This is a genomic window from Campylobacter sp. 2018MI34, from assembly GCF_016598975.1.
GTDB lineage: Bacteria > Campylobacterota > Campylobacteria > Campylobacterales > Campylobacteraceae > Campylobacter_D.
In genome coordinates this window covers 48838-62253 of sequence record NZ_JAENKS010000007.1, presented here as the reverse complement: position 1 = coordinate 62253, position 13416 = coordinate 48838, and the positions used below count along the sequence as shown (strand labels likewise).

At 26.1% G+C, this 13416-nt stretch carries 13 protein-coding genes and 1 pseudogene; 2 read left to right on the top strand and 12 right to left on the bottom strand.

From position 1 onward, the window contains the following. From JG676_RS03355 to tig, 9 genes and pseudogenes are all read right to left on the bottom strand, one after another. Nucleotides 1-181: pseudogene (locus JG676_RS03355) on the bottom strand (serine/threonine protein phosphatase); the annotation flags it as partial. After that, nucleotides 178-906 (bottom strand): TerC family protein, encoded by a 729-nt coding sequence (locus JG676_RS03350; RefSeq protein ID WP_200217309.1) that lies wholly within the window; start codon nt 904-906, stop codon nt 178-180. The gene JG676_RS03350 and the pseudogene JG676_RS03355, both read right to left, overlap by 4 nt. Continuing rightward, nucleotides 899-1489, bottom strand: coding sequence for a phosphoribosylglycinamide formyltransferase (purN, locus tag JG676_RS03345; protein ID WP_200217308.1), 591 nt, complete (start codon nt 1487-1489; stop codon nt 899-901). The genes JG676_RS03350 and purN overlap by 8 nt, the downstream gene beginning before the upstream one ends. Next, nucleotides 1480-2832: an NAD(P)H-hydrate dehydratase gene (locus JG676_RS03340; RefSeq protein WP_200217307.1), complete on the bottom strand. Its 1353-nt coding sequence runs from the start codon at nt 2830-2832 to the stop codon at nt 1480-1482. The genes purN and JG676_RS03340 overlap by 10 nt, the downstream gene beginning before the upstream one ends. Continuing rightward, nucleotides 2816-3514: an NYN domain-containing protein gene (locus JG676_RS03335; protein WP_200169046.1), complete on the bottom strand. Its 699-nt coding sequence runs from the start codon at nt 3512-3514 to the stop codon at nt 2816-2818. The genes JG676_RS03340 and JG676_RS03335 overlap by 17 nt, the downstream gene beginning before the upstream one ends. A gap of 1 nt (nt 3515) precedes the next feature. After that, entirely contained in the window at nt 3516-5021 is a 1506-nt protein-coding gene (locus JG676_RS03330; protein ID WP_200217306.1) for a YifB family Mg chelatase-like AAA ATPase, read from the bottom strand. Next, nucleotides 5018-5533, bottom strand: coding sequence for a peptide deformylase (def, locus tag JG676_RS03325; RefSeq protein ID WP_200217305.1), 516 nt, complete (start codon nt 5531-5533; stop codon nt 5018-5020). Before def ends, JG676_RS03330 begins: the two co-directional genes overlap by 4 nt. A gap of 9 nt (nt 5534-5542) precedes the next feature. After that, nucleotides 5543-6130, bottom strand: coding sequence for an ATP-dependent Clp endopeptidase proteolytic subunit ClpP (clpP, locus tag JG676_RS03320; RefSeq protein WP_200217304.1), 588 nt, complete (start codon nt 6128-6130; stop codon nt 5543-5545). Next, a complete protein-coding gene (gene tig, locus JG676_RS03315) occupies nt 6130-7452 on the bottom strand; it encodes a trigger factor (protein WP_200217303.1) in 1323 nt (440 codons plus the stop codon). The genes clpP and tig overlap by 1 nt, the downstream gene beginning before the upstream one ends. Nucleotides 7453-7600: 148 nt before the next feature. On the opposite strand from tig, the gene folE reads away from it, so the two are divergent. Both folE and fliI read left to right on the top strand, forming a co-directional pair. Then, nucleotides 7601-8173, top strand: a complete 573-nt coding sequence (folE, locus tag JG676_RS03310; RefSeq protein ID WP_200169051.1) for a GTP cyclohydrolase I FolE — start codon at nt 7601-7603, stop codon at nt 8171-8173. Continuing rightward, the gene (gene fliI / locus JG676_RS03305) at nt 8173-9549 is read left to right on the top strand and encodes a flagellar protein export ATPase FliI (RefSeq protein ID WP_200217302.1); all 1377 of its coding nucleotides are present in this window, start codon (nt 8173-8175) and stop codon (nt 9547-9549) included. The genes folE and fliI overlap by 1 nt, the downstream gene beginning before the upstream one ends. Nucleotides 9550-9552: 3 nt before the next feature. Here the strand turns inward: fliI and JG676_RS03300 are convergent, their stop codons facing one another. The 3 genes from JG676_RS03300 to JG676_RS03290 are packed head-to-tail and all read right to left on the bottom strand — an operon-like array spanning nt 9553 to nt 13404. Continuing rightward, complete coding sequence (locus JG676_RS03300; RefSeq protein WP_200217301.1) at nt 9553-10797, bottom strand: hypothetical protein; 1245 nt, start codon at nt 10795-10797, stop codon at nt 9553-9555. A 6-nt stretch (nt 10798-10803) separates the two neighbouring features. Then, entirely contained in the window at nt 10804-11742 is a 939-nt protein-coding gene (locus JG676_RS03295) for an ankyrin repeat domain-containing protein (protein ID WP_200169054.1), read from the bottom strand. A 9-nt stretch (nt 11743-11751) separates the two neighbouring features. Further along, on the bottom strand, nt 11752-13404 hold the full coding sequence (locus tag JG676_RS03290; protein WP_200217300.1) for a putative toxin: 1653 nt from the start codon (nt 13402-13404) through the stop codon (nt 11752-11754). Nucleotides 13405-13416 lie beyond the last annotated feature (12 nt).

Below are 13416 nucleotides of genomic sequence, written 5' to 3'. Positions count from 1 at the left end.
GTATTAATTTTATATCATTATGAAATTCAAATATCTCATAATGATTTGCAAGCTTTTTTGTTTTAGAACTTAAAAATCTTAAATGATTAAGATCAATCGTATAATCTTTTAAAGAATATTTTTCTATCCATTCTTCTTGTCCGCAATGATAATTTCCTCTTAAAATTAATAAAATTCTCATTTTTTAATTTTATTTTTTTCATTTAAAATAACCAAAATTTGAACAATCAAAGAAAAAACCATAGCAACGTAAATATAAGCTTTGTTAATATAAATATCAAAACTTTGAGCAATTAGAACAATTCCTATCATCACTAAAAAAGCTAAAGCTAAAATTTTAATACTTGAATATTTTTCTACAAAATCAGCAATAGGTTTTGATGCAAAAAGCATAACTAAAACAGCAATAATCACAGCTAAAATCATAATACTAATATCTTGAGCTATTCCCACAGCAGTTATAATACTATCAAGAGAAAAAATAATATCCATAATAGCAATTTCAGCAACTATAATCCAAAATTTACTCGCTGAAACCTCTTGTGTATTTTTATCTTCTTCTTTATAAGTATAAGAAATTTGTTCTTTGATTTCTTGAAAAGATTTAAAAACTAAAAATATTCCACCAAAAAATAAAATTAAATCCCTCCACGAAATCTCTTGATTAAAAATACTAAATAAAGGATTAGTAAGTCTCATTACCCAAAAAAGAGATAAAAGGAGTAATATTCTTGTAATCATTGCAAAAGCTAAACCAAAAATTCTTCCTTTATTTCTGTATTCTTTAGGAAGTTTATTTACTAAAATTGTTAAAAAAATAATATTATCAATTCCTAGAATTATTTCTAAAGCACTTAAAGTAACAAGGGTTACCCAAGCATCGACGCTAAAAATCCAATCAAACATTATTTTCCTTTAATATTTTTTCACTTATTTCTATAATAACTTGAATTAGAATTTGATGTTCAAGAATGTGAATTTTATCTTCAAATTCTTTAAAACTCAAATTTTTCTTTTCAAATGCTTCTTGTGCAATAATCTCTCCTCCATCTAAGGTTTCATCAACCCAATGAACGCTTACTCCAGCTACTTTCATATCACTTTCATAGCTTTGTTTAATAGCATTTGCACCTTTAAAAAGTGGAAGTAAAGAAGGATGAAGATTAATAGCTTTGATATTTTGGGTAAAAACAGGACTTAAAATTCGCATAAATCCAGCTAATATAGTCAAATCTGCTCCACTTTTTTGAATTTCATTTACTAAAACTTCATCAAAATCTTCACGCTTAATATAATTATTATGCTCAATAATCATACTTTCAAGATTATATTTTTTAGCTCTTTGTATGCCAAAAGCATTTTTATTATTGCAAATACAAAGCACAACTTCAAAATATATTCCTTTTACTTTTTTTCTATGAAGTTTTTTTAAAATATTTTCTAAATTACTTCCATTTCCACTAAAAAGAATAGCAAGCCTTATATACATTTTAAACCTTTAATAAGCTTTAAAGCATCAAAACTATTTTCATTAAATTTATATTTTTTAGCTACAAGCGCGTGAGCCAAACAAGCATTTTTCGCTGCCTCTAATGGAGAAAAATTGGCTCCCAAAAGTGCTGCTATCATACCACTTAAAACATCTCCACTACCACCTTTTGCCAAATTTGGAGTTCCTAAATTTACAACAAAAAATTGATCTTTTTGGATTATAATAGAATTAGCTCCTTTTAAAAGCAAAACACATTCAAAAGTATTGGCAAATTTTTTGGCATAAAAAAAACGATTTTTTTGTATTGTATCTATAGTAATATCTTCTTGAAAACAAAGCTTTAAGAGTCTTAAAAATTCTTTAGGATGTGGAGTTAGTACCACATCTTTTCTTTGTAAAAAATTTAATAAATTTTCACTTAAAAAACAATTTGCATCTAAAACTAAGGGAATATTATTTAAAATATCATCTTTTAAAATATCTAAATTTTCAAGCCCCATACCTAAAGCTATAGCACTAGCTTTAGATTCTATTTTATCTTTTAACATTATAAGTGGAGAAAAAGTTTTTTGAGCTACCAAAGAAACAAGACCAGCGCCAAAATTTAAAGCCCCAAGTGCTGCTAGTGTTCCAGCGCTTTCATTGCCTGCGATATAAATATGTCCAAAATGTGCCTTATTAGAATTTACTCTTCTTTTTATAATATTTAAATCTTTTTTGTTAAGCAAATAGCCTTGTGCTTCTTTTATGAATTTTTTATTTGAAACACCTAAGCTAGCAATTTTAATTTTTCCAACAAATTCTTTGGTAAAATCTTCTAATAATATTTCCTTTAAAGCGCCCATACAAAGAGTAATATCTGCTTTAAAACAAAATTCTATACCTAAACCACTTGGAATATCACAAGCAATTTTTAAAGCTTTACTTGAATTAACTTTTTTAAAAATATTAATAGTTTTTGTATCTAAATTTCTTTTAAATCCACTTCCAAAAACAGCATCTATGATAATATCAAATTTATTAAATTTTGGTTCTTTTTTTAAAAATTTAAAGCCGTAATTTTCCAAAATTCTACTTTGTTTTTTAAAATTTTCATTTTCTTTAAATCCAAGCTTAAAAGCTTTGCATTTTTTTAAATGTCTTATAGCTACAAGTGCATCACAAGCATTATTGCCTCCACCTAACAAAAAAAGAATTTTAGCTTTATTGAATTTCTTTTTTTCTTTTTTTATTAATCTTGCTAGAGAAATTCCAGCATTTTCTAATAAAATATCCTCATTTAAGCCATTATCAATAGCGTATTGATCTAAAATTTGAGAATTATTATAAATAGCTTTCATTATCTTTTTTAACTAAAAAATAAATATTTTTTTCTCTTTCTTCTTTAAATTTTTTCATTTTAGGAAGAAAATATTGTATTAAAGCTCTAAAATTTCTAAAACCATAATTTTGTGGATTAAAATCTGAATATTTGCGATTCATATTCATCCTTATTTGAGCATATTCCGCTCTTGCTTTTTCTTCTATTAATTGTTCTATTATATTAATTAAATCCTTTAAATTGTTTTTGCCTAAAGTATTTTGATCTTTATTTTTATCTTTATCTAAATAAAAAAATTCATTAAAAGCATTTACATAAGATTTTATAGATTGTTTTAAGCCTATGCCTATAACTTGTTTTTTATTTTCTTTTAATTTTTGTATCAAACTTGTATAATCACTATCGCTAGAAACAATGATAAAAATATCAATATCCTTTTCATAAAAAAAACTTAAAACTTCTGTAACTAAATACATATCGCTTGAATTTTTTTGCGCTCTAAAATTAAACTGCTGCATGGCTATAATAGAATGATCACTTACTTTTTGCTTCCAATTTTGCACACTTTCTTTAGTCCAATCAGCATAAATTCTTTTAATAACTAATTCTCCGTAATTTGAAGCTATATTAAAAATATCATCAGCATATTTTTCTGGAATATTTTCAGCATCAATGAAAACAGCAACACTTTTATTTTCCATTTTATCCTCTCATTCTAAAGCTTAAAGCTTCCAAAATATGACTTTTAAGAATTATTTCACTTTTTGCTAAATCAGCACAACTTCTTGCAACTTTTAAGGTTTTATTTATTCCTCTTTGAGAAAGATTATATCTTAAAGTTGCCTTATAAAGCGTTTCTTTAGCTTCATCATCTAAAATACAAATTTCTTTTAAGTCTTCATCTTTTAATTTTCCATTAAATTCTTTTTGACCTCTTTTTTTCTGAAATAAAAAAGCATCAAACACTATATCGCTCATCTGCTTTGAGCTTAAATCTGCTTTATCATTGGCATCTATTTCATCCATAGCCACATATAAATCTATTCTATCTAAAATAGGCCAAGAAATTTTATTTTTATATCTTTTAATCTCATTGTCATTACAAACACAATTTAAATTTTTAGAAAATAAATTTCCACAAGGACAAGGATTTAAAGCAGCGGCAAAAATAAACTTTGTCTCATAGCTTATTTTAGAATTTACTCTTGAAATATTAATTTTATAATCTTCCAAAGGCTCTCTTAAACTCTCAATAACTTGTTTATTAAAATGTGGAAATTCATCAAAAAATAATACACCTTTGTTAGCTAAAGCAACTTCTCCTATTTTAGCCCCATTTGCACCACCTCCAAAAATACTTGCTCTAGTACTTGTATGATGAGGATTTCTAAAAACTCTTACTTGACTTAAGTCATAATCTTTTGAAATTAAAGATTTATAAGCACTTTGTATTAAAATTTCATCAAGATTTTGTGGAGGCATTATATAAACAAGCCTTTTAGCACACATAGTTTTTCCACTTCCTGGACTTCCTTCAAATAAAATATTATGCATTCCCAAAGCTGCAATTAAGCAAGCTCTTTTGGCTTGTTTTTGTCCTTTAATATCTTTAAAATCATATTCGAAAATTTCATTGCGAATGTATAATTCTCCATTTATGGAAAAAGAATTTTTAAATAAAGGATGTAATTTTTTAAATTTAAATTTTTCATATTGTTTTTCTTTAAAAAACTCTATTATATCACTAATATGTTCCATGCCATAAATTTCTAAATTTGGAATCATTGAAGCTTTAGAAGCTATACTCTTAGGAGCAATAATCTTTGCTTTTTTGATTTTAGTGCTTAAAAATAAAAGCAAGGAAAAAAGTTCATTTGTACTTTTTATACTTCCATCAAGCCCAAGCTCTCCAACAACAAAAAAATCATTTAAATTTTCATTTTGCAATAAAATAAGTGTAGCAATTGCCAAATCAAAATGAGAACCTTTTTTTGGTATTCCAGATGGACTTAAATTGATTGTAATTTTTTTTGAAGGAAAAACAAAATTACAAGTAGCAAGAGAAGCTTTAATACGTTCAACACTCTCTTTAATTGCTACATTTGCTAAACCTACTATAGTAAGATTTGGAATTCCTCTTGTAAAAGTTGATTCAACATCTATGATATCTAAACTTTCATCAAAACTTATGCATTTTAGATAATTCATTTAGATTTTTTTTGTTTTTTAAATTCTTTATCGAATTTTTGTCTTTTTAAAAAAGAAAGTTTTTCTATAAACAAATGTCCATCTAAATGATCGTTTTCGTGCTGAATTGCTACAGCTAAAAAACCTTTAGCTTCAAGTTCTTTATGATTTCCATAACGATCTTGATATTGAAGCAAAATATGTTCATATCTTTCTACTTTTTCAAAAAAATCAGGAACACTAAGGCAACCTTCCGTGCAAACAATTTTTTCTTCACTTAAAAATTTAATTTTAGGATTTATAACTTCTATTAAGTCTTCTTTTTTTTGCTCTTCATTTTCATCTAAAATATTTACAATAAAAACTCTTAAAGGTATATCAATTTGTATAGCCGCAAGCCCTACTCCATTGCTTGCTATCATAGTTTCATACATATCATCCAATAAAGAATGCAACTTTTCATCAAAAATCTCTACTGGTTTAGATTCTAAAAAAAGATTTTTATTTGGATAAGTAATGATTTTTCTTATCAAAATAACACCTTAAATTTTCTTTTCTAAAACTTTATCAATAAGTCCATATTCTTTAGCTTCGTTTGAACTCATAAAAAAGTCTCTCTCAGTGTCTTTGACGATTTTAGCTAATTTTTGCTTAGTATTTTTAGCTAAAATCTCGTTAAGAATTGATTTTAATCTTAAAATTTCTTTTGCTTGAATTTCAATATCGCTCGCTTGTCCTCTAGCTCCACCCAAAGGCTGATGTATCATAATTCTTGAATTTGGCAAAGCAAAACGTTTTCCCTCTGTTCCACAACTTAGCAAAAATGCACCCATAGAAGCAGCTTGTCCTATGCAAATAGTACAGATATCAGGCTTTATATAATTCATAGTATCATAAATACTAAATCCACTTGTTATTACTCCTCCTGGAGAATTAATATAAAGATAAATATCTTTTTGAGGATCCTCAGCCTCCAAAAAAAGAAGTTGCGCAACTATAGAAGAAGCTAAATCATCATTAATTTCTCCACTAAGCATAACGATTCTATCTTTTAAAAGTCTAGAATAAATATCATAGCTTCTTTCACCTCTGCTTGTTTTTTCAATAACATAAGGTATATAAAGACTCATTATTTTTCAACCTCTTTTTTTGTTTTTTTATTATTTTTTGGCATAAAAATATCACTAAAAAGTTTTTCCTCAATTAAAGCCATTTTAACAGCAGGTAAAGCGCCTTGTTTTTTATAATTTTCTAAATGCTCTTTAGGATTCATACCATAACGATAGGCTTCAAAATAGACAGCTTGAATAAGTTCTTGATCACTTACTTCAATTTTTCTAATCTTTGCAAGTTCATCGATAATAAAAGTAAGTTTAACACTTTTTTCAGCATCCTCTTTAAAGCTATCTCTTTTTTCTTTATATTTTTCTTTATTATTTCTAAGCTCTTCTATTTCTTTTTCATTAAAATTCGAAAAAGCATTTCTAAATTGCATATCTATTTCTTGTTCTACAATGCCTTTTGGCAAATCAAATTCAAATTTTTCGATCAAGGCATCAGCAAATTTAGCCTTTAATTCATCATTAACCAATTTAAAAAGTTTTTCATTTTTAATTTGTTCTTTTAATTTTTCATCAAGTAATTCTTCTGTTGGTTCTTTTTCATTAGGAAGAAGAGTTTTGAGACTTTTTTCATCAAGTTTTGGTATATTTAATTCTTGAATTTCGTGAAGTTTTACTTTAAAAATAGCCTCTTTTCCTGCTAAATTAGCAGCACCATAATCTTTTGGAAAAGTAACTTTTATGTCTTTTTCTTCTCCTGCTTTTAATCCTATCATACCCTCTTCAAATCCTGGAATAAATTGCTTAGAACCAATTTCCAAAACATAATCTTGAGCTTTACCACCATCAAAAGCTTTATCATCTATAAAACCTTCAAAATCGAATTTAGCAAAATCGCCTTCTTTTAAAGCTCTTTTTGTTTTAATTGCTTCTGGGGTTGCAAATCTTTTTAAAAGTTCTGCTTTTTTATCTTCAATCTCTTTTTTACTTACTTTTGGAGTTTGATACTCTGGTATTAATTTTTCATAACCATCAAGTTTTATAATAGGTTTAAATGAAAGCATTAATTCAGCTTCAATTTCTCCATCTTTTCTATCAAATTTTTCAAAATATGGATTACCAATAAGTTCTTTATTTTCTTTTTTTAATTCCTTTAAAACACTATCAACAGCGTATTTAAAAAGATTTTGCTCAGCATCTTTCATTAATTCTTTTTCATAGCGTTTAAGTACAGCGCTAACTGGAACATGTCCTGGTCTAAATCCATCCATTTTAATATTTTTAGAAGCTTTTTTTGCGAGATTTTGAACTTCATTTTTAATGCTTCCTAAAGGGATTTTTACATTAGCAATTGCATTAACAGAATCTAATTGCTTTGCTTTAATTTCCATAGTTTTTCCTTCAAAAATAAAAAGTTAATTATTGAAATATAACAAATTTTTCCTTATTACTTGCATAAAAATTTCAATATATTTATGATAATATTATATTTAAATTTAGACTGAATTATTTATTATTTTAACTATTTTGGAGAAAAAATTGCAAAAAAAATTTGAAAATTGTGTTGCAACTATGTTAGAAATTATAGGAGAAGACCCAAAAAGAGAAGGTCTTTTAAAGACTCCAACAAGAGTTTTTAAGGCCTATGAATTTTTAAGTAAGGGTTATAATGAAAATATTAATGACATTTTAAACAATGCCCTATTCGAAAGTTCTAATAATGAAATGGTTTTAGTGAAAGATATAGAATTTTATAGCCTTTGTGAACATCATCTTTTACCTTTTTTTGGTAGAGTAAGCGTAGCTTATATACCTGATAAAAAAGTTGTAGGTCTTAGCAAAATCCCACGTTTGGTAGAAATGTTTGCTAGAAGACTTCAAATTCAAGAACAACTCACAGAACAAATTGCAGATGCTCTTATGGATGGAGTTGGAGCAAAAGGCGTTGGCGTTGTAATAGAAGCAAGACATATGTGTATAGAAATGCGCGGGATTCAAAAAGCAAATTCAATTACTAGCACTTCAGCTTTAAGGGGTTTATTTTTAAAAAACGAAAAAACAAGAAAAGAATTTTTTTCTTTAATTAATTCTCCAAAGCAAGTAAGATTTTAATGGAACTTAATAAATTAAGACAAAAACTAAAAAATGAAAATTTAAATTCCATCTTTGGAGAAATTACAAAAATTTCTGCTACAAGTATAGAGATTAAAGGACTAAAAACTGGGATTGGGGATATTATAAAACTTGTCTCAAATGAAAATGAACAACTCCAAACTTTGGCTATGGTGGTAGAAATTAAAGATAAATTTAGCTATTTGAGTCCTTTTAGCTTTATAGAAGGTTTTAAAATAGGAGATCGTGCATTTTTAAGTGATGCAGGAATGCAAATTGGGGTAAGCGATGAACTTTTAGGACGCGTTGTAGATCCTTTTATGAAACCTAAAGATGGTAAAGGTGCTATTGAGGCAAGTAAATTTATGCCTATAATGAGAGCTCCTATTGATGCAATGAAAAGAGGACTTATAGAAGAAGTTTTTCCTGTTGGAGTTAAAACTATTGATGCGCTTTTAACTTGCGGAGTAGGACAAAAATTAGGGATTTTTGCAGGAAGTGGTGTTGGTAAATCTACTCTTATGGGTATGATAGTTAAAAACTCTAAGGCTCCTATAAAAGTTGTAGCTCTTATTGGAGAAAGAGGGCGTGAAATTCCTGAATTTATCCAAAAAAACTTAGGTGGAAAATTAGATGATACAGTTATAATCGTTGCAACAAGCGATGATAGTGCTCTAATGAGAAAATATGGAGCCTTTTGCGCTATGAGTGTAGCAGAATATTTTAAAGAACAAGGAAAAGATGTTCTTTTTATTATGGATAGTGTAACACGTTTTGCTATGGCACAAAGAGAAATTGGTTTAGCATTAGGAGAACCACCTACAACTAAAGGTTATCCTCCAAGTGTTTTAAGTTTATTACCCCAACTTATGGAAAGAGCTGGAAAAGAAGAAGGCAAAGGCACAATAACGGCTTTTTTTACCGTTCTTGTTGATGGAGATGATATGAGTGATCCTATAGCTGATCAAAGCAGATCTATACTTGATGGACATATAGTATTAAGTAGAGAATTAACTGATTTTGGTATCTATCCTCCCATTAATATACAAAATTCAGCCTCAAGGGTTATGGGTGATATAATCACAAATGAACATAAGCTTTTAGCAAGAAAATTTAAAAGATTAAATTCACTACTTAAAGAAAATGAAGTTTTACTCCGCATTGGAGCTTATCAAAAAGGAAGCGACAAAGAACTTGATGAAGCTATAGCCAAAAAAGAATTTATGCAAAATTTTCTAGGACAAAATCCTGAAGAAAGTTTTGAATTTAATAACACTATAGAACTTTTAAAACAAATAGACACACCTATAAATACTCCTAATAATCAAAATCTTGGTAGTTCAAATGCAACCTTACCAAATCCTAATCAAAAATAATTTTTAATTTTGGTGTAAAATTTTATGTGCATTTAAAGCTTGGAATAAATCACTATCATTAACCCAAATAAGTTTTTCATTTATAGAACAATCCCATTCTAAAGGCAAAGCTTTTAAAGTATTTTTAAAAAGAAATTTTTCCCAGTATTTTTTTATCTGCTCATCTTCTTTTTCATATAATTGTAAAATATCTCCCTCATAAACATAATATTCCCATTCTACAAAAGGAACTAATTTAATAAAATCACTTTCATATTTTTGAGAAAGTATGCCTTTGGAATCTATATCATTTAAATCTTGTTGATAATTTTTAATAAGAATATTCATTCTAGCTTCTAAAAGATCATCTTTATCCAATAAAGATAATATTTCTTTAGAATAATAATTAATGAAAAAATTTTTTCCATATTCATTAATAGTATCAATCATTGTATCCTTATAAATAATATCTTTAAAATTTTGCAAATAAGAATTTAAGATATTATTTTTAGAATTAATAGTGTAATCATATCCAGAAAAAAAATAAGTAAAATCCATAAAAGCATAATCAGCATTCATTCCATTGCAAAGTAATAAAAATATATCTTTAAGTTCTTCTAAAATTTTATTTTTATTGCTTATTTGGTTATTGTTATTATTTTTATGAAAAAAATTATTTTTAAATTTTGCATCATAATTTTCAACAAGATAATCAAGTAATTGCTGTGTAATATTATAATTTAACGCCAAACAAGAATTAAAATAAATATCACTTGAATTAAAAAATGGAGGTAAATTTCTCTCTAGAATAAAAGTATTAATTTCACTTTGAGAAAAATTTTTTCCATTGGCATTCCAAAAAGGAAAATGGGGAGAAAAATTATATAAACTCCCTATTTTTAAGTATTTATTTTGAAATTTTTTGTAAAGATTAAATTTGCTTTGATCTTGACATAATCTATCATAAATTTTAATATAAGCTTTTTCATTAAAACTAAAAAAATCATCCTCTTTATGTAAATTAATACCCTTAAATTTATCAATGCTAAAATATGAATTTAATTTCATTAAAGTATTTAATATTTTTTCTAAATTAATATTATAAAACTTTCCTAAATTTTGATTTTTAAAGTCAAACCATTCTTTCATATCAAAGCGATGAGAATCTAAACTCCAAGCCTTGAGATTCTTATCATCACTAAAAGAATTTTTTGAAAAAAACAAAAAAGAAATTTGATTACTTGTTTGAAATTCTTCTAAATATTTCATCAATAATTAACTTTTATTTTTAATTTCTTTAATAAATTTATCATTGATTATTCTAGCTATATTCATCATATCTTCACGTGTTAAATCCTCTTCTTTAATGCCTTTATTTTTTATATATTCATCTTGAAATTTAAAGATTTCATTTTCCATTTTCTTTTGACTTTTAGCTCCAAATTCTAATAGAATTTTTTTGACTTTAGAAATTTGACAAACCTCTATTATAGAAGTTAATCTTGGCCAACGCACATGATTTGGATTTGCTCCAAGTTCTAATAAAACTTTTATAGTATTATAATTTTGCTCATCATTGCTTTCTACAATAGACATTAAAGGGGTTGATCCTGCAAAATAAAATTCTTCTTCATATTCTTTAGATTTTTCATTAAATTTTTGATAAATCTGACTTTGTATTTCTAAGTTTGCTCCATATTTTAATGCAAGTTTTATTTCATCAATTTCTCCTCTTATAGCCCAATCATGCAAAATACTATCTCCTAAGTGATTAAAAACATTAAATGTTGCTCCTTTTTGAATAAAATATTTTATCACTTTTTCATCAAGCCCTATTTGATCCATATAAAAAGTTAAAGCATTATAATTATCTTTTGTATGTTCAAATTTAAAATTAGGATTTATGCCACAAATGTCTATAAGATAATCTAATAATTTCGTATCTTTTCCTTGCTCTATAGATCCAGCAGCGGCATTAGCAAGAGTATTGTCACAAAAGAATAAAGGAGTTTTTATACCCTCTTCTTCGCATAATAATTCATAAAAACTTTGCTTTATAGGATAATCTTTTAAGAAATTGACTGTTTTTTCAAAATCATTTGCAAAAACCAAATCACAAAGCTCATCTCTTAAATCATCTATTTCTTTATCACTTAGAGCACTAATTCTTTCTCTAGCCTCTAATTCTCGTTTAGATATTTCTTTAATGCTCACACATACTCCTTATCTTGGTATTTGCAATTGTTGATCTTTATTTAGCTCATCTTCTATGCTTAATGGATCGTTTAAATTTAGTCTTTTAATTACTATTTTATTTGGAGCATTATTTTTTAAATGATCTAAATAAAGTTCTTTAAAAATAGTTTTTATACTTCTATGCATATGTCTATGATAAATAAAACCTTTTCTACTTCCCAAATCTCCTTTTATAAAAACTCTAAGATTTAAAAAAGAAAAATTAGGATTTTCTTTTTTTAGCTTGTTAATGATTTTTTCATTTTTTTCTTTATCAATAGCTATACTATCACTTAATTTTGTATAATGATTACACAAAAATATATAATCAAGCTCGTATTCTTGTGCAAGTTTTAATTCAAAACTTATTTGCTCTGTTAAATCTTGTTTTTGAACATTTTTAACTTCTATAATACTTCTTTTATCATTTACTACAACTAAAAAATCAGGAATGGTAAAGTTGTAACTATTTTGATTAAAATTTGCATCAAATTTTCTTCTATTTGAAATATATCTTGTAGATCCTTTACTAAATAGCATAGAAGCTGCATATTCGCCTAATTCTCCTATGTCTTTTGGATTGGGATTTTTTTCTTTTAAGGAATTACTTTTAAATTTTTTAACTTTTTTTTGGGTTTTGGATTCCTTTTTTTCTTCATAATCTTTTATTTTTTTATCAAAACTTTTAGCATACTCATATTTTCCCATTTGAGAACTCTCTCTTGCACTTTTAAATTTTTTCTTACTTATTACTTTTTTTAGCATATCTACATTATAAATTTTATCTTTATTAATACTATCAAAAAGTTCCTCTTGTCTTTTTTTAGCATAAATTAATATACCTTCTCTTTGTTGCTTTTTAATCTCTTCTTGTGAAAGATTTTCTTCTCCATTTAAAACAGCTAAAAATTCTTTTGGACTTTGAAGATTTAAAGCATCATTTTGAATTTGAGCTATTTTTCTTTGAAAGGTTAATGTTTTTTCTTTTATTTTCCTAAGCTCTGTTAAAATAATAGCCCTATCTTCTAAAGGAATAGGATCAAAAACAAAACCTCTTTTATTTTTTTGTTTAGGAATTAATCTCACAACTAAACTTCTAATACCTTTTTCAAATTGTTCTGTTAAAAAACTAGCAGGAATAGTAACTTTGCCATCTTTTATTTCAAAACTTCTAATTTCTTTTTCTTCTTTAGTGTATCTATCATAAAAAATATCAAATTCATCACCTTCATCAAATCTTGATTTTAAATTACCTAGCTTTTTTTCTTCAAAATTATGATTTAATGATGCATCATTTATTTGAGAGTCTATATTTTTTTCATATTTAGCAATATCTTTAAAATCTATATCTATATTTGCATCGTCTTTAACCTCTATAGAATCTTGCTTATAAAGTTCCATCTCTTTTAAAAAAATACTACTTCCATCTTTTTTATTAAATTCTAATTCTTTTATTTTTTTTAAATCTGCATTTTTCCCTTTTTTTCTTTTTTGTGAAGGTTCTTTTACTTGTATTTCTTTTTCTTTAACTAAAAAATGCTTAGGTTCATAAAAAGCAAGTCTGCAATTTGACAATATAAAAACTTTTCGAAATTCTTTAACCAAAAAAACAATATCATTAAATTTTATAAGTTCAGGCATAAATATTTCCTA